This window comes from Microbulbifer sp. YPW16 (assembly GCF_021290385.1).
Taxonomy (GTDB): Bacteria; Pseudomonadota; Gammaproteobacteria; order Pseudomonadales; family Cellvibrionaceae; genus Microbulbifer; species Microbulbifer zhoushanensis.
On record NZ_CP089928.1, the window covers coordinates 1,173,758 to 1,199,933 of the forward strand.

Consider the following 26,176-nt stretch of genomic DNA (forward strand, 5'->3'; position numbering starts at 1 on the left):
GGCTCAGGCCATCCACTCCCACCATCGCTCGATCCCCTTGAGGATCATGTCCACACCAAATGAACCGGTGAACAGGGCAGTCGCCCTGCCCGCCACCTCGATATACTTGCGCACGTAACGCTCGTGGCGCGTCTGTACCCAGTCGTAAAGCATTTTCAGCAGGATCAGGGACGCCAGTGCTACCGCCATCGCCAGGGTAATCGATAAAGCCCCTCCCACTGCACCCAGCCGGCTACCCGCCAGCACAGCGGCGCTGATGGTACCGGGACCGACAATAAACGGCATGGCAATGGCGCCGGCGACTTCATGCGAATGCAGGTTGATACTCTGCATCGGGCTCCCCATCCCCAGGGTCAACCGGATTCCCACAATCAGGAAAATAATGCCGCCAAAAATCATAAAGGCGAGAAAGCGGACCTGCAGCACACTGTCAAATATCTTCTCGCCAAACCAGGCAAACGCCAGGAATACCGACAGGCTGATCAGGAATGCCCGCATCAGCAGGCTGGAGAACATCCTCAGGTCCAGCCCGCGGATCAGGTCGAGCAGGTAGACACTGAGAACGAAGGGGTTCAGCAATACCAGCAGCAGCAAGAAAGTATTACTGAACTGTAAAAAATCCAGCTCAACCATGTTACCTCCGCCACTTCCCTTGATCCTGCCGGCTCACAGCAGCGCCGGGGTTGGTCGCTGCTGTCGGCGCGGCCCGGTTATGACTCAGCTTTCTGCTGCCCGGCCATCATGTTTTTCATCAACGGCTGGATCAGGTCCATGGGCAGCGGGAAAACGATGGTGGAATTCTGCTCGCCGGCAATATCAATCAGCGTCTGCATGTAACGCAGGGTGATGGCGTTTGAGTTACGCGACAGCTGGTCGGCTGCCTCGGTGAGCTTCATCGCTGCCTGGGCTTCACCCTCGGCATGGATGACCTTGGCGCGACGGGAGCGCTCTGCCTCTGCCTGCCGGGCGATGGCGCGGATCATGCTCTCATCCAGGTCTATATGCTTGATCTCGACATTGGTTACCTTGACACCCCAGGCATCGGTCTGTTCGTCGAGAATCTTCTGGATATCCACATTGAGCTTGTCCCGCTCGGACAGCATCTCGTCCAGCTCGTGCTTACCCAGCACAGAGCGCAGGGTGGTCTGCGACAGCTGGCTCACAGCCTCGTGGTAGTTCTCCACATTGATGATCGCGGACTGCGGGTCAATCACCCGGTAATACACAACTGCATTGACCTTCACGGACACGTTGTCACGGCTGATCACATCCTGCGTGGGTACATCCATTACCACCGTGCGCAGGTCTACCCGCTCCATGGTCTGGATCACCGGGATGATGATGATCAGGCCCGGCCCCTTGACCGACTGGAAACGGCCCAGGAAAAACACCACCGCGCGCTCGTACTCGCGCAGGATGCGGATGGCATACATCAGGATGAGTGCCACCGCGGCAATCAACAACCCCATAAAATAACTGACCATTTCGGACTCCTGTCTCTATCGCGTTGTTATCTTATTCCGGCCGGACCCGCAGCCGCAGGCCATGCTGTTCAGTAATGATTACCTGCTGGCCCGGCGACACCGGGTCATCGCTGTGCGCAGTCCAGATCTCGCCACCCACGTGTACCAGGATTTCGTCATCCTCTACCCTGTCCACCGTGGCGGTGCGCCCCACCAGCGCCTGGTCGCTGGCGACCCGGGGTCTGCGCAGGCTGCGCCCGACAGCCATCAATAACCCCAGCAGCATCAGGCCGCTCACCCCGGCGATCGCACCGATCAGCTTGCGCGAAACCTGCATACCAGGGACATCCGTATCGATCAGCATCACCGAGCCGATTACCAGCGCGATGACGCCACCGATACCCAGGGCGCCGAAACTGGGCATAAACACCTCTGCCACAATCAGCAATGCGCCGAGGATAATCAGTGCCAGGCCGGCGTAATTGATCGGCAACACCTGCAGTGCGTAGAAGGCCAGCAGCAGGCAGATGACCCCGACAATGCCGGGCACCAGCGCGCCCGGGTTATAGCCCTCGAAAATCAGGCCGTAGATTCCCACCAACAGCAGGATATAGGCCACCTGCGGATTGGTAATCAGGGCGAGCAGCTTGTTGCGCCAGTCGGGCTCATACTCCTGCACGCGGACATCCTCGATCTTCTCGTCGATGGTGACCTCGCCGGATTCCAGCTTCACCTTGCGCCCGCCCAGCTGCTGCAACAGGTCATCGGTATCGGTGGCCACAATATCCACCACATTCTGCTCGAGGGCCTCACCGGCGGTCAGCGTGGCGGCATCGCGCACTGCCTTCTCGGCCCAGTCCGCATTGCGGCCATGCCGGTTGGCGAGACCACGGATATAGGCCACCGAATCGTTGATCACCTTGCGCTCCATGGCGCTGCCAGGTTCTGGCGCCGTCCCCGCCCCTTCTTCCCTGTCGCCATCCTTTTTTTCCGTTTCCCCAGTATCACCAGCGGGCTGGTCGCCCCCTCCACCGGGTTGCTGGCCGGGTTGCGGCTGCCCCGGGGCGCCGCCCATCTGTACCGGTGTCGCCGCTCCCAGGGTGGTGGCAGGGGTCATGGCGGCGATATGGCTGGCGTAGAGGATATAGGTGCCGGCACTGGCGGCGCGCGCGCCGGAGGGGTGCACATAGGTCGCGACGGGGATTGGCGAAGCCAGGATATGCTTGATGATATCCCGGGTGGCGGCGTCGAGGCCGCCGGGAGTGTCCATGCGGATCAGGAACAGCTGGGCACCGTTTTCCTGTGCTTCCTCCATGGCCCTGATGAGGTAATCTGTCGTGGCGGGGCCGATGGCGCCCTCGATGGTGAAGCGGGCAACATGGGGCCCCTCCACGATCTCTCCCACTTCCTCCTGTGCCGCCACCAGGGGGGCGAACAGCGAAAGTAACAACAGCAACACCGACCGCAGGGGCAGGCTGCGCAAACCTCCTGTGAACCGCTTCAGCATGGCATCAATCCTGGATGCGAGAGTTGTTATACCTGCAGGTTAACAGAAATATCGGCCCGCCGTCGTGCGTCGGTGCAGCCCCGCCTTTCCGCCTGGAACCAGCGGGAACAAGGGGACGTGACGGCAGCATTTTGGAGAGGGGCAGCGGGGGAGTGTGGCTATACGGGAAGGGCAACCGGCGGGCCCCATGCCCACCGGCTTAAGGCGGTCAGATGGGGCTGCGGCGGCTGTGCCAGCGCACCGGGCGGGAGTACTTGTCCACATCCCCCTCAACACCCAGCAGCATGGCAAACAGGGCCATGCGCACCAGCAGGCCATTGTCGGTCTGGCGGAAAATTGCCAGGCTGGGGTGTTCGTTGAGATCCGTATCCAGCTCATTGGCTTCCGCACGGGAGTCCCGCGGCAGCGGGTGCATGATCACGGTGTTGGGCTCACAGTGGCGGGTAAAAATTTCCCGGTTCAGGCGGAAGCGACCGCGATAAAGGTTGGCCTCTTCCTGGGAGGCAAAGCGCTCCTCCTGGATGCGGGTGGAGTAGACGATATCGACGTGCCCGATCGACTCCTCCAATTGGTCAGTGACCGTCACCTGGTGGCCGGCGGCCCGCAGCTGCTCCACCACCGCCTCCGGCATCGCCAGTTCCGGCGGGGAGATAAACGTCAGCTGCACCTTGTCGAACAGGCACAACAGTTTGCACAGGGAGTGCACCGTGCGGCCATGCTTCAGGTCGCCAATCATGGCAATACGAACATCGTCGAGGGTACGCCCCTTGCCCGCCAGCTCCTTGCGGATGGTATACAGGTCGAGCAGCGCCTGGGTGGGATGCTCGTTGGCACCGTCCCCGCCATTGACCACCGGCACCCGGCTGGCGGCAGCAAACTCGGCCACCGACCCGGCCTGCGGGTGGCGCATGCAAATGATGTCGCTGTAGCCGGACAATACCCGTGCGGTGTCATACAGGGACTCGCCCTTGGCCATGGCACTGGCGGTAATTCCCACCGTCTCCCGCACCATGCCACCCAGCAGATTGAAAGCCGCGCCAAAACTGAGGCGGGTGCGGGTGCTTGGCTCCAGGAACATATTGCCGAGAATAGCCCCTTCCAGCACACGGGTGACTTTTTCCCGCCGTGCGTAGGGACCCATGCTGTCAGCCACTGAGAAAACACGGTCGATATCCGCGCGCTCGAACTGGCTGACAGAGAGAATGTTGGCTCCGATAAAGTCCATTGTTACTCCACTTGCTGCGCCTTGTGGGCGCGAGTCTTTACCGGGGCCGTATTCTAGCGGCGCGGCGCCCCGGAGCATAGCCGCGGGCTGCCGGCGGCGGTCTTTTACAGGGCCCGCCCGGCGGGCACCCCGGGTATCAGCCCTCAGGTAAGCAGGCCATCACCCCAGGCCTCCAGCTGGTCGAGCAGCCCGGCGCGCTCCGGGTACTGCTGGCGCAGCGCGGCAACCTCCTCGAAATACGGCTCCAGGGTGATGCTGGCACCTGCGGCCGGGTCGGTCAGGCGGCGGTAGCGCCACTCCTCCCAGCGCTGCTGCTCGTCAGCTGACAGGGTGTCCGGGAAGTTCCGGGCCCGCAACCGGAACAGCAGCTCCGGCAGGCGTCGGTCGGCGAACGGCACCTCGCCGGCCAATGCCTCCGGCCCGCGCTCCCCGAGCGCACGGTGGAGCTCCCGGCAGAGGTCGCGGTCACCGTCGTCCAGGAAGCCATCGTACAGGCTGGCCTCCACATCGCGGGGCGGAAATTCACTGTCCAGGTATACCCGGTGGAGCTTGTCGGTCAGCTCCGTATCCCGCAACTGCTGCCAGTGCCTCTCGCAGGCAGCCTTGTCCAGGCCCAGCTCTGCGGCGCGACGGTCGTCGAGCATATTGGCGGGTGCCAGCACCGGGCAGCGGTTCAGGTGTACCAGCTTGAGGCCCGCCGGCAATTCCCCCTCGCCCAGGTTGTCCCGGCCCGTATACAGGCGCTCGCGGAGGGCGTCCGCATCCAGTTCCAGGATCGGCCCCGGGTCCATGGCCAGGTTGGCGACGATAATGGCATTGCGATTGACCGGGTGGCTCGCCAGCGGCAGTACATAGGTGATGTGTCCCTGGCTGGCAGGGACCTTGCCGGATACATGCAACAGTGGCTTGCGCGCCCGCAGGTCAACCAGCTTTGCCGCCTCCTGCTTGCGACGCAGGCGGAAGACGTAATCGTACAGCCGGGGCTGGCGCTCGCGCACCAGGCGCGCCATGTCAATGGTGGCGCGCACATCCGACAGGGCATCGTGGGCGCCCTCGTGGGCAATCCCGTTGGCGGCGGTCAGTTCCTCCAGGCGAAAGGAGGGCGCGCCATCTTCGCGCCGCGGCCACTCGATACCTTCCGGCCGCAGGGCGTAGGCGAGCCGCACCATGTCGATGATGTCCCAGCGACTGTTGCCGCTACGCCACTCGCGCTCATAGGGGTCCAGCAGGTTGCGGTAGAGGGTGTGGCGGGTCACCTCGTCATCGAAGCGCAGGCTGTTATAGCCCACCCCACAGGTGCCCGGGGCGCCCAGCTCGGCCAGGATCCGGCGGATAAAGTCGATCTCCGGCACACCCTCTGCAAGCGCCCGCTGCGGGCTGATCCCGGTGACCAGGCTGGCCATGGGCTGCGGCAGGCAGTCGCTGGCAGGTCGGCAATAGAGCATCAGCGGCTCGCCGACGATATTCAGTTCCTCGTCCGTGCGGATACCCGCAAACTGGGATGGCTTGTCCGCGCCCGGGTCGGTGCCCCAGGTTTCATAGTCGTGCCAGTAGAGTGTGTTTTTGCTCACCTGTTCCCCCCTCTCGGTCTGCCGGCATCATATCATCAGCCGCAGCCCCCCCGGCACCATGCCCGGAACCGCTACCATTACAGCAGCGCTGCCCGGCCGGGAGCGGGGTTCAGTTGCAAAGCCGGCCCCGCCCATTAAAATCGCGCGTTTCCCTACATTACACAGCAGAAGTCCAATCACCCTATGAATATTCGCCAGCTCCTTTCCGACAAAGTCCAGGCCGCCATGCTGGCCGCCGGCATCCCCGCCGAATGCGGCCCGGTGGTGGCGCAGGCCAAGAAAGCCGGCTTCGGCGACTACCAGGCCAATGGCGCCATGGCCGCCGCCAAGCGCATGGGCACCAATCCCCGCGAGCTGGCCAGCCAGATCGTCGAGCAGCTGGACCGCGGCGATATGATTGCCAGCGCCGAGGTGGCCGGCCCCGGCTTTATCAACCTGCACCTGAGCGAGCAGTGGCTGGCTGACCAGGTGGCAGTGGCAGGCCGCGATCCGCGACTGAATATCGCGGAGGTAGAGAACCCGCAAACAGTGGTGATCGACTACTCCCACCCCAACCTGGCCAAGGAGATGCACGTGGGGCACCTGCGCTCCACCATCATTGGCGACGCCCTGGCTCGCCTGCTGGAATTCCAGGGCCACCGGGTCATCCGCCAGAACCATATGGGCGACTGGGGCACCCAGTTCGGTATGCTGCTGGCACACCTGGCCGACAAGCTGGAAAACAACGATGCCGAGGTAGCACTGGCGGACCTGGAAACCTTCTACCGCGAGGCCAAGGTGCGCTTCGACGAGGAGGAGGGTTTCGACGACCGCGCGCGGGAGTATGTGGTGCGCCTGCAGGGCGGCGACGCCGATTGCCTGAAGCTGTGGCAACAGTTTATCGACATCTCCATCAGTCACAGCGAGGAAATCTACGACAAGCTGAACGTGACGCTGAAGCGCAGCGATGTCTACGGCGAGAGCCAGTACAACGAGGACTTGCCGGTACTGGTCGAGGAACTGCTGGATAGCGGAATCGCTGTCAGGGACCAGGGCGCAGTGGTCGTATTCCTGCAGGAGATGGCGGACAAGGAGGGCAATCCCAGCCCGATGATCATCCAGAAAAAGGGCGGTGGTTACCTCTACTCCACCACTGACCTGGCCGCGATCCGCTACCGCGCAGGCAAGCTCGGTGCCGACCGGATCCTGTACGTAGTGGACGCACGCCAGTCCCTGCACCTGCAGCAGGCTTTCACCGCAGCGCGCAAGGCCGGGTTTGTCGACGAATCGGTCACCCTGGAGCACTGCGCCTTCGGCACCATGATGGGCGATGACGGCAAGCCCTTCAAAACCCGGACCGGTGGCACCGTGAAACTGGCGGCACTGCTGGACGAGGCAGTGGAACGCGCAGAGAAACTGGTGGCGGAGAAGAACCCGGACCTGGGCCCGCAGGAGTGCGCCGAGATCGGCCGGACCGTGGGTATCGGCGCGGTCAAGTACGCCGACCTGAGCAAGACCCGCACCAACGACTACGTCTTCAACTGGGACGCCATGCTGGCCTTCGAGGGCAATACTGCCCCCTACCTCCAGTATGCCTACACCCGTGTGCGCAGCATCTTCCGCCGTGCCGGGGTCGAGCCGCAATCCCTCACCGGTGACATCCTGCTGGAAACGCCGGAGGAGCGGGCACTGGCGGTCAAGCTGAGCCAGTTCGGCGAGGTGCTGGACCAGGTGGCCCGGGATACCTTCCCGCACGTACTGTGCAGCTACCTCTACGACCTGGCCAGCGCCTACATGGCTTTTTACGAGGCCTGCCCGGTACTCAGGGAAGGCGTGCCGGAAGCCCAGCGCAACAGTCGCCTGCAGCTGTGCAACCTGGTTGCCCGCACGATCGCCTGCGGCCTCGACCTGCTGGGTATCGAGGTCCTGGAAAAGATGTGATCCCCTTCCGGGCGGGGCCTGCCGCCCCGCCTGTCCAGCCCGCAGCGGATGCGGGCTCCCGGTTTCCTCTCGACAGGACTGAAATAATGAACATCCTTGTGACCGGCGCAACCGGCCTGCTGGGTCGCAGCGTATTCCGGCAACTGGCCGCCAACCCGGACTGGCAGGTGACTGGCACCTGCCACTCGCGCTCCGGGCCCGGGCTGCTGCCACTGGATCTCAGTGAGCCCGGGCAAATCCGCAATGCCCTGGAACAGCTGCAGCCGGATGTGGTGATCCACTGCGCCGCGGAGCGCTGGCCCGACCGCTGCGCGAACCAGCCCGACGCGGCCTGGGCCCTGAACGTGGATGCCACCGCCCTGCTGGCAGGCGCCTGCGAGGAGCTGGGCGCACAGCTGGTATATATCTCCACCGACTATGTGTTTGATGGCACTGCCCCACCCTACAGCGCCGACGCCCGTCCCGCCCCGATCAACTTCTATGGCCGCAGCAAGCGCGCCGGCGAGGAGGCGGTACTCGCCTGCCACGGGCACTGGGTGCTGCGCCTGCCACTGCTGTTCGGGCCGGTGGAGGAACCCCGGGAATCGGGCGTGACGGCACTGCTGGACACTATCCGCACACGGGAACCCATGGCACTGGATCACTGGGCCATCCGCTACCCCACCAGTGTGGAGGAAGTTGCCAGCGTCCTGGAGCAGTGCCTGAGGCTAAAGGCCGGGGGCGAGATCCTGTCGGGTATCTACCACTGGAGTGGTGATACCGCCTGTACCCGTTTTGAGCTTGCGATGATGATTGCGGACCTGCTGCAACTGGACTGCCGCCATATCAGCGCCGATAGTGCCCCGCACTTCGTCGAGCCGCGGCCCCAGAACTGCCAGCTGGACAAGGCGCGCCTGCTGGCGCTGGGAATTCGCGGCGGTGCCCCACTGCCACAGCAACTGGCGAGCGTGCTGCGACCGCTGCACGGAGAGCCTGTGGAATCAGGGTAAGCCCGGCGGGAGGCTGATTTACTGGAGGGGGGATCGTGGGAACTGGCAGGGGTACCCCGGGCATCCGGGACAGTTTTCCGTAATCTCAGGCGCCGGTAACTGGCCGCGAATCGGCTGCACGGTGCCGCGCCACTGGTACAGCGGGCGCGACAGTCTCACCGTCGAGCACCTTGCGCAATACTTCCTGGGCGTTGGCCAACTGGCCATCCTGCATAATCCACAGTTCCGAGTACCAGGCTACGGGACCCGATTCCTCCTGCGGCACATCCACCGCCGCCTGCTGGGTGAGCGCCCGGATTCCCGATTTCTCCAGGAGGGTGTAGAGGTGGCTCACCAGCAGCTGGTCGCTGGCGAAGTAGATCCTGCAGGCCATGGCTTACGTTCCGTCGATATTCTTCTTCCCACCGTTCACTGGCAGGGAGTCGTCTTTATGCTTGTGGAATCCCTGCGGGGGCAGGAATTCACTTTCCGTTAACTTAAAACATAGACGACAGGAGAATATGGCGCGACAGGCGCTGGAGGGGAGTGGCGCCAACTGGCAGTAAAAAGCGCGCCCGGATAAAGCGGCGCCCAGGTTCAGGCAGTTACCGGCGATGCCCGGCGAGAGGCACAGGCCTCAGGATTTATCATCGTTGCCGGCTATGGCCGTAGGTACCTGCCCCCGGCGCCGACCAGTGGAAAGGTGTTCGATACAGGATAAGCGGTCGGAATAGATCTGGTAATTGTTCTTGCCGCGATACTTTGCGTGATACATGGCCACATCGGCCCGCTGCAGGATCGCCTCGAGCGTGTGCCCATGTTCCGGAATGGCAACAATGCCGATACTGAGAGTCACCCGCAGCACCTGATCGCCAATCTTCACCGGTTGTGCCACCACACCAAGCAGCTTCTCCGCCAGCACACGGCAGGCATCATCGCCGCCGGCAGAGGGCACAAACACGCAGAACTCATCACCGCCGAGTCGGGCCACCGTATCGCCCTGGCGCACCACGCTTACCAGTCGCTGGGCCAGCACCCGCAGGAGGTCGTCGCCACGCTGGTGCCCCAGGGAATCGTTGACACGCTTGAAATCATCCAGGTCGATAAAAAAGACATACCCCGTGTTCTGCAGGTGGGACTCGCTGTGCAGGTATTGCTCGAGCTTGTCGACCAGTGCATGGCGGTTGGCGAGGCCGGTAAGCGTGTCGTGCATGGCGATATGCTCCAGCTCGGCGGTATTCTGCGCAACGATTTCCTTCATCACCTCCAGCTGGTCGCAGACCGCCAGGCCGGTATAGTCCAGTACGTCTATCTCATCGAAGTGGGTCCGGGGTTTGCGCACCGGGCGAATCAGTTGCCGCGCGCGGTCGAAATTGCCATCACTGAGCAGCGGCAGCGCTTCGGCCAGGCGACGCAGCCGGAAAATCGGGCTCCATAACATTCCCACCAGTGCGGCGATAAACGTGGCCGAACCCAGTGCCGCAAACCAGAACAGCAGCTTGAGTGAGTCCTCGATATGGCGCACCTGTGTGGTTACATCGTCAATGATGACAAAGCGGGCCCCACCGGGGTTGCCGTCCTGCAACGGGAAGGTGCGGACATCGTAACTGGCCGGACCAAAGTCATAACTGCCCGAGAACCGCAGTTCCGGCACCTGCGCCCCCTGCGCTGCCACCTCCCGCAACAGCGGCATCATCCGCTCGTGCGAAGTCAGGGCGATAACAGACCGGCTCCAGCCATCCAGGTAGGCATCGACCACCTTGTCCCCTTCGTCACCGGTCGCCGACAGGATGCCGATATCGGAGCCGGTGATCTGGCGGAATGCCAGCAGCTCATCGGCGAGGGAGCGGTCCACCTGCAGGACATATTCCTCTGACAGGTCGCCGGCGGTAATACCCATTACCAGGCTCTGTACACAGGACTCGGCACAATAGACCGACTCCCGTGTTTCGCCGCTGACGATCACATCCCGGACCTGTTCCGGCGTCAGGCGCCGGGTGGTCGCGCCCCATACCCTCGGCGGTCTCTGGCCCGGGCTGTATAGCTTGAGGGACTCCAGCCCCCAGCTGTCGCGCAGATGCTCCCACTGCTGGTCAAACAGTTTGTGGAGGATATCGGAATTGGGTGCCAGCCCACCGCGCCACAGGACAAACAGGTCGGTGAGCTGGTTCAGGTCTTCGCGCGACTGTTTCAGCAGGCCGGAAATCTGGTACTGGTAGGTGAGGTAACGACCCTCGCGGTTCTTTTCCAGCAGGGAGTGCAGGCTGCGGTGATCCAGCCAAATAAAGAACAGGCACATGGCGATGACCAGTGCCAGGGAAAATATGCCGACCCTGAACCGCAGACTGTGTAATTGCATATCCCTCGCAACTCCCGCCTCTGCCCTGATTGGATACGGAGCCCCGCGGCTCCCACCGGCCATTCCCTAACCGGTCATTTATTCTCTGTTGTGGTCTTTCAGCCCGGGGATGCCCTTGCCCATTACCCAAATCGCACCGGTGGGCAACCTGCCCCGGGGCAGGAGCCGGCTCCCTCCGGGTATACCAAGTATGATCAAGCCACCCTGCCGTGATTCCCGCGAGGCGGCCCATAGCAGTTTAAAATAGCGCCAACTCGGTCGTTTCTGGATTTAAATCACAAAAATCAGCGCAAAATAGCTTTTCCAGCGCTGCAGATCCGCCGATTGCCCGGCAGCCCGGCGATTGCTAAGATGCGCGCGGCTCACGAGGCCCACAAGCGCCCCGAGCAGCAGGCTGCCACTCCCCGTGGCACCGCGGCCATCCCGCCGCGCAGCGATCCCGCGTCCGTGCCGGCAACCCCGGTACGCAAATGGCGCCCGGGCCGCTCTGCTATTTTTTTAACCGGTGCCAGACCCCGCCGGCGGGCGCAATTCCAGCGACCTATCCCTGCGATACAGGAAACGACGTTTATGACCCAGCCATCTCTGCTGCAGTTGGAACAACACGACGCCTTCATTCACCGCCATATCGGACCCGACGAGGCGCAGATCAAAGAGATGCTGGAAACGCTCGGCGTGGCCAGCCTGGATGAACTGATCGAGAAAACCGTCCCCGCCTCCATTCGCAAACAGGACGAACTGGCCCTGGACGACGCGGTTAATGAGGAAGAGGCTCTCGGTGAGCTTCGCCAGCTGGCCCAGCGGAATAAAATTTACCGCACTTTTATCGGTATGGGCTACCACGACACGATTACACCCAATGTCATCCTGCGCAATGTGCTGGAGAATCCGGGCTGGTACACCGCCTACACCCCCTACCAGCCGGAGATTGCCCAGGGCCGGCTGGAGGGCCTGCTGAACTTCCAGCAGATGATCATGGACCTCACCGGGATGGAGCTGGCCAACGCCTCCATGCTCGACGAGGGCACCGCCGCCGCCGAGGCCATGGCGATGTGCAAGCGCCAGGCCAAGCGCAACAAGTCCAACATCTTCTTCGTGGACGGGGACTGCCACCCGCAGACGATCGCGGTGGTGAAGACCCGCGCAGAGCACTTCGGCTTTGAGATTGTGGTAGGCAACCCGGAGCAGGACCTGCCGGCCGAGCTGTTCGGCGCGCTGCTGCAATACCCTGGCTCCACCGGCGTGGTGCGCGACCTGACCGGCATCATCGACAAGGTGCACGAGGCCAATGGCCTGGTAACCGTGGCCGCCGACCTGATGAGCCTGGTGGCGCTGAAAGCACCCGGTGAAATGGGCGCCGATGTAGTGGTTGGCTGCAACCAGCGGTTCGGCATTCCCATGGGCTACGGTGGCCCGCACGCAGGCTTCTTCGCCTTCCGCGAGGCCTACAAGCGCTCCGCCCCCGGCCGGATCATCGGCGTTTCCGTGGACAGCAAGGGCAAACGCGCCCTGCGCATGGCCATGCAGACCCGCGAGCAGCATATCCGCCGCGAGAAAGCGAACTCCAATATCTGTACCTCCCAGGTACTGCTGGCGGTGATGAGCGCCTTCTACGCTGTCTACCATGGCCCCGAGGGCCTGAAGACCATCGCCACGCGCATCCAGCGCCTGGCCGACATCCTCGCCGCCGGACTGAAAAAGCAGGGTTTCGACCTGGCACACGACAGCTGGTTCGACACCCTGACCATCACTGCCGGTGACCAGCGCGATGCCATTTACCAGCGCGCCCTGGATGCGGAGATCAACCTGCGCAAGGTGGGTGAGGACGCGCTGGGTGTCAGCCTGCACGAGACCGCCAGCCTTGCTGATGTGTCCGACATCCTGCAGGCCTTCACCGGTGGCGAGCACGGACTGGACCTGCACGAGCTCGACAGTGAGATCGCCGCCAAGGGCCCCCTGGGCGTCCCCGCGGCCCTGGTTCGCGAAAGCGAGTTCCTGACCCACCCGGTCTTCAATACCTACCACTCCGAAACGGAGATGCTGCGTTACCTGAAGATGCTGGAGTCCAAGGACATCGCACTGAATCACTCCATGATCCCGCTCGGCTCCTGCACCATGAAGCTGAACGCCACTGCGGAGATGATTCCGGTGACCTGGCCGGAATTCGGCAAGCTGCACCCGTTTGCCCCCGCTGACCAGGCCCAGGGCTATGCCGAGATGTTCCGCCAGCTGCAGCAGATGCTGGCCGCCTGTACTGGCTACGACGCCGTCAGCCTGCAGCCCAATGCCGGCTCCCAGGGTGAATATGCCGGCCTGGTAGCGATCAAGAAGTATTTCGAGGCCAGGGGCGAGACCCAGCGCGATATATGCCTGATTCCCGCCTCTGCCCATGGCACCAACCCGGCTTCCGCCATGATGGTGAGCATGAAGGTGGTGGTAGTTGCCTGCGACAACAAGGGCAACGTGGACATGGATGACCTCAGGGCCAAGGTGGAAGAACACGGCGATCGCATCGCCGCGCTGATGGTCACCTACCCGTCCACTCACGGCGTGTTCGAGGAAGGCATCCGCGATGTCTGCGAGCTGATCCACAATGCCGGCGGCCAGGTGTATATCGACGGCGCCAACATGAACGCACTGATTGGTGTCGCCGCACCGGGCAAGTTCGGTGGTGATGTCTCGCACCTGAACCTGCACAAGACCTTCTGTATCCCCCACGGTGGTGGCGGTCCCGGCATGGGCCCGATTGCCGTCGGCGAACACCTGAAGCCCTACCTGGCGGGCCACCCGGTCAGCGAGGTACCGGAGACCGATACGGCCAATGGCACCATTTCCGCGGCACCCTGGGGCTCTGCCAGCATCCTGCCGATCAGCTGGATGTATATCCGCATGATGGGCAAGACCGGCATGAAGCGTGCTACCGAGGTGGCGATCCTCAATGCCAACTATGTGGCCAAGCGCCTGAGCGAGCACTATTCCCTGCTGTATACCGGCACCAATGGCTTTATTGCCCACGAATGCCTGGTGGACCTGCGGCCGCTCAAGGAATCGGCAGGCATCTCCGAGGAAGATATCGCCAAGCGCCTGATGGATTTCGGTTTCCACGCGCCCACCATGTCTTTCCCGGTGGCCGGCACCCTGATGATCGAGCCCACGGAAAGTGAGTCCCGCGAAGAGCTGGATCGCTTTGTCACCGCCATGGCCACCATTCGCCAGGAAGTGGAAGATGTAGCCAATGGCAAGTACAGCGCGGAGGACAACCCGCTGCACAATGCCCCCCACACTCTCGAGGACGTGATGGTCGACGAGTGGGCCCACGGCTATTCCCGCGATGTAGCCGGGCGCCCGGCAGCGTGGCTGAAGGAACACAAGGTGTGGCCGGCTTCCAACCGCATCGACAATGTCTACGGTGACCGCAACCTGATCTGCTCCTGCCCGCCGGTAGAGAGCTACATGGACTGACCCCGCGCAAATAAGGGGAAAAATAAAAATGGCGAGCCAAACAGCTCGCCATTTTTTTTGCGGTATCGTCACCCGTGAATCACCAGGGCACACGACCCGGGTCCGGTTTCATTTCCCGCGCTGCCCCTGAAGTAATTCTCAAGGCTCTCGCTAGCGCTAATAAACCAGTGCACCCAGCTTTGCACGAAAACTGCAGGCATACGGCAGTGGATAAAACCCTTCCGGCTCCAGCTCTACAAAATAGTCCCGGGCTTCCCTGTTCCCGCTGGTCCTCTCCCGCTGGTAACGGAGGTAGCGGAACAGGTATTTATCATGGCCATCATAAACAGCGATCGACGCGGGGGATTCCTGTTCCCACCGCAAGCCTTCCCTCGCGCTTTTCCCTGCCGTCAGCTCGTTCAGTGCCAGCTCGCCACTCTCCTTGAAGCGGAACAGGTAGCGACGCTCGCAGTCCGTGCTTTTCAGCTCGAAGTCCGTAATGGAGAACTCAACCTCCCCCTGTCGCGGACCATCCCAGTCAACCCGGGTCATCGCGCTATCCACCAGGTATAACCCCATATTACCCTCGGTGTAGCGATGGCCGCTGACTTCTGCAGGATAGGCCCCATTCAGGGAAAAACCGCTTTTTGCGACAGCTTCAGTCACTTTGGCAACATGCCTCTCCGAAAACCTGCCCGGCTGGTATACCAGGATACTGCCAAGCAACGTGGCGGGATGGCGGTTATCGCGGGCAATGACTTCAAAACCTGACGATTCCAGGGATTGGGTTACCTGGAGGACCCGGTCTTCAGGTAAATACTTCGTGTGCAGGTGAATCCTTGTCGGCGCACATCCGGGAAGTGCGACTATCAATGCAAGTAACAAGAGGGCGGGACGTCTGCTTGGGAACAAGGGAGCCTCCGGATGTGATCTTGCCTCTCGGGCTGGGACGAGGCGTGCGTTAACCTCGTAAAAACGGGTGTGTTCACAGATAACTCAACCACCAGTCGCGGCGCCGCGCCTTGACCCCTGCTAGCCAGCGGCAGAATGGATACAGCAGTGCGACGACCGCCAGCCAGGTTACATAGACCGCTGGCAGGGAAACCCCGTAACCGTCCGGCAGCCCCCACCAGCCTCCCGCTGCGGCACGCCAGCCAAATCCCTGCCACTGGGCGATGGCCAGCGCCAGCAGGTGGGCCAGGTAGATATGCAGGATGTAATAGGCAAAAGGCACGCGCCCGAAGGTATTGATGATATCCACCAGCGGGCCCCGCAGGCGCTCGGACCAGGCCAGCAACAGCAGCCCCGGCCCCAGGGTCATGAGTAGATACAGTAGTGATGGCGGGTATTTATCGACATTGAAGAAAGACACCAGGGTCATGCCATAGCTCGCCTGCGACATCCAGGGAACCGGGTCACCGTAAAAATTGCCCACGCGCAGAACCAGGAACAACACCACTGCGCCGAAACCGAGGGCCAGCAGTACCCTCCTGCGGCGCACCGCGGGCTCTCGGTATAGGCCGGCCAGCAGGTAACCCAGCGGCATCACCGCCAACCAGGGCAGCAGCGGGTAGACCACCACCAGCGGGAGGCCGGCAATACGGGTAAAGATATCCTCGTGCAGCGCATACCAGACCGGCGGTGGCCCCTCTTCCGGCATCACAAGGCGACCATCAAGCAGGTTGTGCCCGGCAATAATGACGACGCTGAGCACCAGCAGGGGATATCGCGGCAGGTGAATGAAAAGCGCCATGAAGATCATGCAGAAACCGATCATCGACAGGGTCGTCAACACCAGTGCGTAGCCCTGTGGCTGCACAAAACTCCAGCCAAATGACATTACCGTCTGCTCGATCAGGATCAACCAGAATCCCCGGGAGAGCAGAAACAGGCTCAACTCCCGCGGTGAGCGGCTGGCCCGCATAAACCCGGCTCCCATTCCCGCCAGGAGTACGAACAATGGCGCACAGAAATGGGTAATCCAGCGTGTAAAGAAGTAGGCGGGAGAGGTCTCCCCCAGCTCCTCAGGGGCGAATCGCGCTGCGGTGGTGAAGTCGCGGACGTGATCCAGGGCCATGATGACCATCACCAGGCCCCGGGCAAAGTCCACCGACACCAGCCGCCCGGCCCGGGTATCAGAGGCCTCCGCAGCGGGCCCGGGGGTTAGCGGCCCGACGGCAGCCGCAGGAGTAGCAGGATTTTGCATGGCAAGCACCCGTTGTTCTAAGTTTTGGGATACTTCCTGATTGACGCGGGAATCGCAGGCCCGCTGGTTTGTGCCCCAAGCAGAAACCAATTTCGCACGCAGTGCAAGTTTCGCCGGTCACAGGCATTTACACCCGGCCGGCACGCAGCCTACCCCCAGCCGGTAAAATACTGGACGTCCTGCCAGAGCGCCCACAGGTAGGCCAGTGTACCGCTGCCGGATGGCGACAGCAGCCATACCAGCGCCCCCAGGTTGCCAAGCACGGTTAACCAGAACAGCATCCGGAAAGACGCCTTGGATGTCTTGTGCCGGAATATTTCCCGGCCCACGAGCGCGCCGGTCCAGCCTCCGGTGATTGAAAACAGGTGCAGGGTGTTCTCCGGCGTGCGCCAGCGGCCGTTACGTGCCGCCGACTTGTCTTTCGCGTAGAGCACAAAAGTCAGCAGGCCCAGTGCCAGGAACCATAGTGGCACCAGTGGCGGAAACCGCCCCGCCAGCACCAATGCGGCCAGTACCGTGTAGAAAACCAGGCAGAATAGAACTGCACGACCGCCCCGGCCGCCCGCAACGACAGGGCGGTGATGTCCCCGTCGGGGCCTCACCCGGATGGCGCGTGGCCGCCCCCGGTCGTCAGCCGAAACAGCGAAGCTCACGATCAATCCTTGCTCTGGCCGCCGATGCTGCCGGCTGAAATCGCGGATATGCAGGAACAGTTGCCTGCCGCCACCGGACGGTTCGATAAAGCCAAACCCCCGTGCGTCGTCCCAGGTGACAATGGTGCCAGTACCACTGTTCATCGCCCATTCCTCCCTCTGCAGCCTGATTGGCCTCCCCCGGACCAACCGGGCAATGACCGGGTCACATGCGTTTCCTGGTTTTACTGGTGGCCTGTGCACTGAGCGGATCATCGGGCCAGTAATGTTTCTGGTAACGGATGCGCAATTCCTTTTTGACTTCCGTGTACGTATTCTGCCAGAAGCTTGCCAGGTCGCGGGTAACCTGTACCGGCCGCTGTGCTGGCGACAAGAGGTGAATCATTAGTTCGAACCGGCCCTGCAGGATCGCCGGTGTCTGTGCCAGCCCGAACAACTCCTGCAGGCGCACTGCCAGCACCGGGATATCCTCCCCGTAATCGATCGGCATGCGCGAGCCACTGGGCACGACAATATGCGTGGGTGCAAACTCATCAATCTGCTGCAGGTCCGCCCATTCCAGCTGCCCCTGCAAAATGCCGTGCATGTTGAGCCCGGACAATTGCTCGAGGCTACGCATCCCCGCCAGGTGTGGCAACAGCCAGTCTTCCAGGCTCTCCAGCAGGCAGTCATCATTCCACCGGGGCAGTGACAGGCCCGCCAGCAGGTCGGGATAATTGTCGGCCTGGGCCCGCAGGAACCCCACCCGTGCGCGCAGCGCATTCGCCTCGCGTGTCCAGGGCAATACCCCCAGTCCCTTCTGCCGGACCGCATCGAGCAATGCACGGCTGAGTGCATCCGGGGAAATATTTTCGGCCGCTCTTTCATCCAGTACGATCCGGCCGAGACAGGTGCGCACGCTGGCAACGGCCCGGCCCACCCGGTCATCCCAGCGGACCTGTTCTTCCTGTTCAATCAGGTGGGGGAAATATTCCGGCAATAACTCACCGGGGATCTGCGCAGCCAGCAGAATACGCGCGTCGCGCCCCTGCCCGTCCAGCTCTGCCACTACCAGGTAATCGGCTACAGCCAGTTCATCATCGTGGGAGAAGTGCGCCCCGCGGCCACTGGCAAGCAGGAAGCGGCGGCCGCGGTCATGGCGATTCCGGGCAATGCGGTCCGGGTATGCCAGTGCTAGCAACAGTCCGGTGCGGTCGGCCGTATCGATGGCGCTTCCCCCGGAACCAGCAGTGGATCCATCCATCCGGGCGAGCTGTGCCTGCCAGGTCCTGGCCTGCTGCCGGATTCTCTGCACCGCACCGCGATCTACAGTGCCGTCCCCTTTGCCCCCCTCGAGTAACCATTCCATGCGCCGGTGCAGGTCCCGGTCCAGGCGTCGCTCGCCGCGAAAGATATCCCGCTCCGACAGCAGCGCCGCCAGCAGGCAGGCTTCCCGCTGCAGGCCCCAGTCGCAACTGTGCAGCATCATATGGGCGAGCCGCGGGTGGGTCCCCAGTGCCAGCATCGCAGCACCATGTGCGGTAATGCGCAGTTCGGCGTCGAGGGCCTCCAGACGCTGCAGCAGGTCGCGGGCCTGGCCCAGCGGCCCCGGCGGCGGCAGGTCCAGCCACTGCAACTCATCCGGGTCGCTCACGCCCCACTGCGCCAGCTCAAGCACCAGCGGGGCCAGGTCACTGTTGAGGATTTCCGGCGTGTTCTTGGCTGGCAGCCCCCCGTGGCGCGACTCGGTCCACAGGCGCAGGCAGGTGCCGGGCCCCAGTCGCCCGGCGCGGCCACAACGCTGGGTGGCGGACGCCCGGGAAATAGTGGTGGTCTCGAGCCGGTTCATACCGGTGTTGGGGTCGAAACGGGATTCGCGCATCAGGCCGGAATCCACCACCAGTGAAATCCCCTCAATGGTCAGGCTGGTTTCCGCCACGTTGGTAGCCAGCACTACTTTGCGGCGCCCCTGCGGGGCGGGCGCAATGGCTGCGTCCTGCTGTTCCCGGCCCAGGTCCCCGTACAGGGGGGCGATATCGACATCGTTGAAAACCTCATCCCCGGCCCTTTCCGCCAGCAGCTCCCCCACCCTGCGGATCTCGCCTACACCAGGCAGGAAAGCCAGCAGGCTGCCGCCGGCCTCAGCGAGCAGTTCGCCGATCTTGCGCGCCATCAGCGCCGGCAACTGGCGCGCGTCTTCCACCACTTCCCGGGGGGCCAGGTAACGGGTCTCCACCGGATAGCTGCGCCCCTCGCTGCTCACCACCGGCGCACCGCCGAGCAGGCTTGCCACGCCCGTCGCATCAAGTGTGGCGGACATCACCAGTAGCTTGAGGTCCTCGCGCAGGACTTCCTGGGATTGCAGGCAGAGCGCCAGTGACAGGTCCGCCTGCAGGTTGCGCTCATGGAATTCATCGAAGATGACCAGGGCCGTCCGGGCAAGCTCCGGATCCGACTGCAGCAGGCGGGTGAGTATGCCCTCGGTAACGACCAGGATGCGCGTGCCTGCCCCGGCCTGTCGCTCACCGCGAACCTGGTAGCCGACGGTCTGGCCCACCGGCTCACCGAGCAGCGAGGCCATACGCCTGGCCGCGGTGCGCGCCGCCAGCCGGCGGGGTTCCAGCATGATGATATTGCGCCCCGCCAGCCAGCCGCACTCCAGCAGCGCCAGGGGGACGGCGGTTGTCTTGCCGGCACCGGGGGGCGCCTGCAGAACGACATTGTTGTGGCCCGCCAGTGCTGCGAGGAGGTCCGGCAGGGCGGCGTTGATCGGTAGTTCCGGCATGGGCGCGATTATATCGGTTTTACCGCCTGCCAGCGTCCGCGATTGGGGCCGGGAAACGGATGCGGGATCTCTCCCGCAGGCTCAGCCCCGGCTGGTGCTATCGAGCAGTGCCAGGTCGAGCAGTCCCGGCACCAGCTTGCGTGCACCATAGGCACTCAGGTGGTCATCGTCGCGATAGAGCGGCACCCCGCGCTCCTCGATTCGGCAGGCGGACGAACAGAGCTCCGGCACCGGGCTGACCTGGTCCGCCCCCAGCTCCGCGGCAATGGTGTCGATAATGTGGTTGGCACGACGGTTGCGACGCTCGACCTCTTTGCGTGTGGGTGCGTGCTCCAGCGACGTACCGATAAATTCCGCGTTGATCACTGCCAGGGGTACAGAGAAACCCACTTCAGGCACCCCCTTCACAATCAACACCCGGCGCCCGGTGGCCCGGATACGCCGGACGGTGTCGGCAAGGCTGCCCCGCACCAGCTCCGCGTTAGTCTCGCGATGGTCATCGCCGGCCACCAGGCCATCATTCCCTGCATCAGCCGAGCGTTGCAGTACCGCATTGTCACCGCCCTCTCCCGGTGCCGGTGTACCTTCCACCGCCTGTGCCCAGCGGGCCACCAGGATAACGGTATCCAGGTCATCCCGAGCCTCGAGAAATTCCATCACCTGCCGGTTGAACAAGTCACAGCGATGGGACTCACCCTTATCAGCCCGCACCAGCCCCAGCAATGGGGGGCAGGCAGACTTGACCGCCGCCAGCCCTGCCTGGCCCCGTCCCCGTACCCAGAGATCAAACCCGGGCAGGAAGGCTCCGGCATGGGAATCGCCCCAGATCAGCACATCCGCAAGCCCGTCCGCCGCCGTGTCACCAAAGCGGCACAACCCCTCGTCCGGCAAACGCCCCATGCAGCGCTCCTGCCGCGGCGTACGCTCCACCGCCTCGGTATATATCGCCAGCAGCTCCGGCGGCAGCCGGCCGGGAAACCCCTTGCCGCTGTTGATAATCACCGCCACCAGCACCAGCGCCACTGCCGCCACACTCCCGGCCCGCACAATCGCCGGGCGTGAACCCCAACGACCGCCGCGACGGCGAAAGGGCCCCTCCACCCAGCGCCAGCTGGCGTACGCCAGCCCTCCGGCCACCACCACCGCCAGCAGGGCGGAGAGCAGCGGTAATTCCGCCGCACCGTGGATAAGGCGCGCAAATACCAGCACCGGCCAGTGCCACAGGTACAGGGAATAGGAAACCAGCCCCACACCGACAAAAACCGGCAGGGACAGCAGGCGGGTGGCAAACACCGGCCGCTGCGCGCCCGCCCAGATCAGGGCCACCGCCCCGCCGCAGGGTAGTAGTGCCGCGAGTCCCGGAAATGGCGTGGCGCTGTCATAGGCAACCACGCTGCAGGCGATAGCCAGCAATCCGGCGGCGGCCACCACCTCCACCACGATACGGCGCCCGCAACGGGGCACTGCGCCCAGTGCCAGCAGGGCGCCCAGGCCCAGCTCCCAGATACGCGTGGGCGTGAGGAAATAATTTGCGAATGGCTGGGCCTGCGTGGCCCACATCGAGGCACAGAGTGAAACAAGGGAGAGCAGCGCGACCACCGCCAGCATCCAGCCGGATCGCCTCGCCAGCAGGCACAGCAGCAGAGGGAAAAACACATAAAACTGCTCTTCCACTGCCAGCGACCAGGTGTGCAGCAGTGGTTCCCATTCCGCCGAAGCGCCAAAGTAGTCACCGCTACTGCGCCAGAACCAGAAATTGGAGACAAAGAACACCGTGGCCAGCACCGATCGTGCATAGCCCTCAAGCAGGTCGGGCGGCAGCACCAACCAGCTGGCCAGGGTGGTGGCGGACAGTACAGTGAAAAGGGCCGGCAGGATCCGCCGCGCCCGGCGCTCGTAAAAATCTGCCAGGGAGAAACGCCCCTGGCGGATTTCCCGCACCAGGATGCCGGTAATCAGGTAGCCTGAAATGACAAAGAAAACATCGACCCCGACAAAGCCGCCGGAAAAGCCCGGCAGGCCCGCGTGGGCAAAAACCACTGGCAGCACCGCCAGCGCCCGTAACCCGTCGATATCCCGGCGGTAACCACTGTTCACTGTCATCGTTATCCAGATTGGCTCGTTACTTGCGGATCCCTGTGTGGATCCCCCGATGCAGTCCCTGCGGTTGCCGCCGGTATCTTACCGGCCGCTGCGTTTTTTCCTCCTGAGGCGACTCCACCAGGGAGTCCTTGCCGGCGCGATGGCCGCGGTGCAGGCAAGGCACTGCCGGATACCCTGCAACTCCCCGGCCACACCCTGCGACAGGGTTCCTGCCGCCACCGGGTCTTCCAGCAGGGAGCGAATGCAATCGTCCAGCAGCGCATCCCTCAGCCCGCGGGGATTCTCTATGCCCGAGCCCAGAAGATCTGCCGACCACTCCGCAAGATCGGCGCAGGACAGCAGGTCATTGCCCGTTTCCGGGTAGGTGGAGAAATCATCACTGAATGCCAGGCCGGATTCATGCTGGAGATAGCGCTCGCTCAACTGGCGGTTCGACTCGGCAAACGCCTCGAAAAAGGCCCGGGCGTTGTCCCGGCCCGGCGTCACACGGCTGCTGTCGCCGCGCATCCCGGGTTTCAACCGGCGGATATCGCCGGGCGCTGCACCCAGCTCGATCAACTTGTGGGTGAGCAGGAATTCCCGGCGCCCCACGCCCTCGTTGACACGACACGGGGGAATATCCAGTCCATCGCCAAGCAGGCTCGCGAAGTCGGTGACGATATCGCCCCCCTGCAGCCTTGCAGGCCTGAACTCGCGCACCTGCAGCGCGTCCCGCCCGAAACTTGCCTCCCACTGCCGCAGCTTGCTGAAGTAATCGTAATAAGTGCGCACCGCCGGCGTCAGTTGCGGCAGCGCGCCTGCCTCGTGGCCCAGCAACTTGCTTGAGGAGCTGCGCCCACGCTCACAGCCCCGCGCACCCTGCTGCTTGAAAGAGCGGGCGTGCAGGTCCTGGCGGCGCAGGTAGGCGACCACCACAGTGCGGTCGAAATGTTCCGCGCAGATGTCCCGCACCCGCTCGATATCCACGGGCCGGTACAGAAAGGAGAAGTGCTCGGCGGAGACAATGACGGTATCGCTGCGAGTGGCTGCCAGCAGCTGGCGGAAGCGATCATTCAGGTGAAAGTGCAGGCCAGTGTCCCGCGCCTCCACGTCGATGGCTCCCGATGAATTGCCCTTCTTGCCGAGGGCCGCAAACTCCACCCCGCGATCCAGCAATGCCGCGCGGCAGCGGTGCAGGGCCAGTTGCAATGAGCTGGAGCCGGTCTTGTGGAAACCGATATGCAGGTAGAGAGTACGCATTATTATTCTTTACCAGGGGAACAGAGTTTACCGGCCGGGCCGGTGCCGGCTTCCCCGCCCGTTTTTGATCAGTAAAACGTCACCAACAAGGATGTCACCAATAAAAAAGGCCGGTCTTACCGGCCTTCAGGCTCCCGGCGATACTCCCGCAGGAGTTCGACCGGGATTACAGTCTGTCAGCGACGCGGCCCGCGGCTCCCGCCGCCGCGACGGCCGCCTCCGCGACCATCCCGGCTGTCCCGGCCACCACGCGCGCCGCGGCCATCGCCGCCGCTGCTGCGTTTAACCTTGACCTTGGGCGGCTCTTCCAGCAGCTCCAGGGGCGGCTGTTCGCAGTTCAGCTTCTGACCCAGCAGCGCCTCGATTGGCTCCAGGCGCATGGCATCGTCCTCACAGGCAAAACTGATCGAGGTGCCTGTCTTGCCGGCGCGACCGGTACGGCCGATGCGGTGGACGTAGTCCTCGGGCTCTTCCGGCAGGGTGAAGTTGACCACGTGGCTGATGCCATCGATATGGATACCGCGGCCGGCCACGTCGGTGGCCACCAGCACCCGGGTCTTGCCCGTCTTGAAATCCTCCAGCGTGCGTACGCGCTTGTTCTGCGCCACCTCACCGGATAACAGGCCCGCCTTGAAACCGTGCGCCTCCAGGTTCTCGTGCAGGCGACGGCACTGGTCGCGACGGTTGGCAAAGACAATCAGGCTTTCCACCTCGTCACTCTGCAGGATGTTATACAGCAGGGTGTATTTCTCCTCGCTGGCAGCCAGGTAAACGCGCTGGTCGACGGAATCGGTAGCAACCCGCTCCGGCTCGATTTCCACGATCACCGGCTCGTCAGTCCACTGCTCCACCAGGGAATCCACTTCCGGGGTAAAGGTGGCGGAGAAGAACATGGTCTGGCGATGGGTCTTGCGCGGGGTCTGGCGCACGATCCGGCGCACCTGGGGAATAAAGCCCATGTCCAGCATCCGGTCCGCCTCATCGATCACCAGGACTTCCACCTGGTCGAGGTAGCAGTCGCGGTTGCTGGCGAAATCCAGCAGGCGGCCCGGCGTGGCCACCAGGATATCCACAAGGCGCTCGTTCAGGTTGCGCTGCTGCTTGCCGTAGTCCATTCCCCCCACGAGGGTGTGGATCTCCAGGTCCGTATATTTACACAGGGCCTTGGCATCGTCGGCGATCTGCATTACCAGCTCACGGGTCGGGGCAATGATCAGTGAGCGGGCCTCACCGGCGTAGCGCTCGCCCTCGAACGGGTTCTTGAGCAGGTCGTCGATTATGGTGATCAGGAAGGCCGCGGTCTTGCCGGTACCGGTCTGCGCCTTGCCCACCAGGTCGTGGCCATTGAGGGTGTGGGGCAGCGAGCGGCCCTGGATCGGCGAACAATATTCGAAGCCCAGGTCGTGAATCCCATGCATCAGGTCCAGCGGCAGGTCCAGGTCGTGAAAGCGGACCTTGCCCTCCTGCTCCGGCACCTGGAACTGGTCCAGCGACCATTTGGTCGCCGGGCGTGACTGGCGGCGCTTATTGCCGCCTTTCCCGCCCCGCGAGCCATCTTCATCCCTGCCCCGGCCGGGACCCTTGCCTTGAGGCTTATCCCGAGTCTTGCCCTTGGCGGAACTGCTGGCCTCGCGCGACTCACCGCTGCCCTTGCTGCCGGTATTCCGCTGGCCACGGGCAGGCTTGTCGGCATCTCCGCGCTGGCGGCCGCTGTCCTGACTATTGTCAGTTTCATTGCTGGCATCTGCCGCGTCGGCAGATGAACGGCGAAACAACTTTCCTATCAAGTGAAATACTCGCTTACATGCTCAAATAATCGGCGAGTATATCATCTATGGGCGAAGACTACCTGTTAGCGTCTTGCGGCGGCTGGCCGCGACCGTGAGAGCGCCGGCAAATCCAGTAATCCAGGCTGGCATAGCGCCCCCCACCGGTTCCCAGCAGGGCCAGCAGCATTACGAAGTAGGTGGCTGCGAACTCGATCCCGTTCTTGAGCACGGTGAAGCTGCCCGCCTCCGTAAGCCAGCTGTAATTGCCATGGGCCTTAAGCAGTTCAACCGCTTTGTCCTTACGCGCCACGGCCTCCGCAATCAGGTCCTCGCGCCACTCCCAGGGCATGGTCAGCGTCTGCTCGGGAAGCGCGTGCCAGCCGTACTGCCAGTGGGCGGTAGCTGCTGCCACCACCATCACAAACATCAGCGGGACGGTTGCCAGCCGCACCCCCAGCCCCAGTAGCAGCGCAACACCACCGAGCAATTCGGTCAGCGCAGCCATCCAGGCCAGCAACTGCGGTGCCGGCAGGCCCAGCCCCCAGTCGGGATTGCCGAACCAGGCCGCCACGTCACCGATATGGCCCAGCTTGTTTATTCCCGCCAGGATAAAGATCGGCGCCAGGAACAGTCGCAGGGCCAGTGGCCCCAACCAGTCGGTGGCACTGGCCAGGCGCAGGAAGCTGCCGTACAGGCGATTGAACCAACCCGATGAGCGCTCCATAATCCCTCCCTCCTCTACGATTGTTTGTGCTGGTGGGCCGCACGGGCAGTCTGGTGACTCGTCGCCAACAGGCGAACGCATTCGGGGCACTCCGGTAAAAGACGGGAAAACGCGGGCATAGCAGTGCTATTCCAGGTTTTCTCACCCCCGGCCGGGTGTTCGGGAGACGCGGACTGTCACCTGTTGTCCATATGGTCCACTGTAGGTCGGTCAACCGGCCCACCTGTTACACACCGAATTAAGGTAGCCCAGCGGCGCTCTGCC

General features: G+C 63.2%; 18 protein-coding genes. 3 read left to right on the plus strand and 15 right to left on the minus strand.

Annotated elements, in window-relative coordinates; genetic code table 11:
- Positions 1-3: 3 nt before the first annotated feature.
- From LVE68_RS05135 to sbcB, 5 genes are all read right to left on the minus strand, one after another.
- The gene (locus LVE68_RS05135; RefSeq protein ID WP_233005956.1) at positions 4-633 is read right to left on the minus strand and encodes a MarC family protein; all 630 of its coding nucleotides are present in this window, start codon (positions 631-633) and stop codon (positions 4-6) included.
- Positions 634-710: 77 nt separating this feature from the next.
- Positions 711-1,484 carry a slipin family protein gene (locus tag LVE68_RS05140; RefSeq protein WP_233005957.1) on the minus strand — a complete coding sequence of 258 codons (774 nt, stop codon included), beginning with the start codon at positions 1,482-1,484 and terminating at the stop codon, positions 711-713.
- A 31-nt stretch (positions 1,485-1,515) separates the two neighbouring features.
- Positions 1,516-2,970 carry an NfeD family protein gene (locus LVE68_RS05145; protein WP_233005958.1) on the minus strand — a complete coding sequence of 485 codons (1,455 nt, stop codon included), beginning with the start codon at positions 2,968-2,970 and terminating at the stop codon, positions 1,516-1,518.
- Positions 2,971-3,178: 208 nt separating this feature from the next.
- Positions 3,179-4,195, minus strand: coding sequence for an aspartate carbamoyltransferase (locus LVE68_RS05150; protein WP_233005959.1), 1,017 nt, complete (start codon positions 4,193-4,195; stop codon positions 3,179-3,181).
- 143 nt (positions 4,196-4,338) lie between these two features.
- Positions 4,339-5,766, minus strand: a complete 1,428-nt coding sequence (gene sbcB / locus LVE68_RS05155) for an exodeoxyribonuclease I (RefSeq protein ID WP_233005960.1) — start codon at positions 5,764-5,766, stop codon at positions 4,339-4,341.
- 183 nt (positions 5,767-5,949) lie between these two features.
- On the opposite strand from sbcB, the gene argS reads away from it, so the two are divergent.
- Complete coding sequence (argS, locus tag LVE68_RS05160; protein WP_233005961.1) at positions 5,950-7,686, plus strand: arginine--tRNA ligase; 1,737 nt, start codon at positions 5,950-5,952, stop codon at positions 7,684-7,686.
- A gap of 86 nt (positions 7,687-7,772) precedes the next feature.
- Positions 7,773-8,675: a dTDP-4-dehydrorhamnose reductase family protein gene (locus LVE68_RS05165; protein ID WP_233005962.1), complete on the plus strand. Its 903-nt coding sequence runs from the start codon at positions 7,773-7,775 to the stop codon at positions 8,673-8,675.
- Between the two features lie 85 nt (positions 8,676-8,760).
- Here the strand turns inward: LVE68_RS05165 and LVE68_RS05170 are convergent, their stop codons facing one another.
- Together LVE68_RS05170 and LVE68_RS05175 are read right to left on the minus strand one after the other, a co-directional pair.
- Positions 8,761-9,048: a hypothetical protein gene (locus LVE68_RS05170; RefSeq protein WP_233005963.1), complete on the minus strand. Its 288-nt coding sequence runs from the start codon at positions 9,046-9,048 to the stop codon at positions 8,761-8,763.
- 243 nt (positions 9,049-9,291) lie between these two features.
- Positions 9,292-11,013 (minus strand): GGDEF domain-containing protein, encoded by a 1,722-nt coding sequence (locus LVE68_RS05175; RefSeq protein WP_233005964.1) that lies wholly within the window; start codon positions 11,011-11,013, stop codon positions 9,292-9,294.
- A gap of 570 nt (positions 11,014-11,583) precedes the next feature.
- Here LVE68_RS05175 and gcvP point away from each other — a divergent pair.
- Positions 11,584-14,475: an aminomethyl-transferring glycine dehydrogenase gene (gene gcvP / locus LVE68_RS05180; protein WP_233005965.1), complete on the plus strand. Its 2,892-nt coding sequence runs from the start codon at positions 11,584-11,586 to the stop codon at positions 14,473-14,475.
- A 156-nt stretch (positions 14,476-14,631) separates the two neighbouring features.
- Here gcvP and LVE68_RS05185 read toward each other — a convergent pair whose 3' ends face one another.
- From LVE68_RS05185 to LVE68_RS05220, 8 genes are all read right to left on the minus strand, one after another.
- A complete protein-coding gene (locus LVE68_RS05185; RefSeq protein ID WP_233005966.1) occupies positions 14,632-15,120 on the minus strand; it encodes a hypothetical protein in 489 nt (162 codons plus the stop codon).
- 319 nt (positions 15,121-15,439) lie between these two features.
- The gene (locus tag LVE68_RS05190) at positions 15,440-16,660 is read right to left on the minus strand and encodes a DUF1624 domain-containing protein (RefSeq protein ID WP_233005967.1); all 1,221 of its coding nucleotides are present in this window, start codon (positions 16,658-16,660) and stop codon (positions 15,440-15,442) included.
- A 149-nt stretch (positions 16,661-16,809) separates the two neighbouring features.
- A complete protein-coding gene (locus LVE68_RS05195; RefSeq protein WP_233005968.1) occupies positions 16,810-17,457 on the minus strand; it encodes a DUF1294 domain-containing protein in 648 nt (215 codons plus the stop codon).
- A 61-nt stretch (positions 17,458-17,518) separates the two neighbouring features.
- Positions 17,519-20,077, minus strand: coding sequence for an ATP-dependent helicase HrpB (hrpB, locus tag LVE68_RS05200; RefSeq protein WP_233005969.1), 2,559 nt, complete (start codon positions 20,075-20,077; stop codon positions 17,519-17,521).
- An 81-nt stretch (positions 20,078-20,158) separates the two neighbouring features.
- On the minus strand, positions 20,159-22,180 hold the full coding sequence (locus tag LVE68_RS05205) for an acyltransferase family protein (RefSeq protein WP_233005970.1): 2,022 nt from the start codon (positions 22,178-22,180) through the stop codon (positions 20,159-20,161).
- A gap of 78 nt (positions 22,181-22,258) precedes the next feature.
- Positions 22,259-23,419: a hypothetical protein gene (locus LVE68_RS05210; protein ID WP_233005971.1), complete on the minus strand. Its 1,161-nt coding sequence runs from the start codon at positions 23,417-23,419 to the stop codon at positions 22,259-22,261.
- Between the two features lie 176 nt (positions 23,420-23,595).
- A complete protein-coding gene (rhlB, locus tag LVE68_RS05215; RefSeq protein ID WP_233005972.1) occupies positions 23,596-25,194 on the minus strand; it encodes an ATP-dependent RNA helicase RhlB in 1,599 nt (532 codons plus the stop codon).
- Between the two features lie 70 nt (positions 25,195-25,264).
- A complete protein-coding gene (locus tag LVE68_RS05220) occupies positions 25,265-25,912 on the minus strand; it encodes an HvfX family Cu-binding RiPP maturation protein (RefSeq protein WP_233005973.1) in 648 nt (215 codons plus the stop codon).
- Positions 25,913-26,176: the final 264 nt, after the last annotated feature.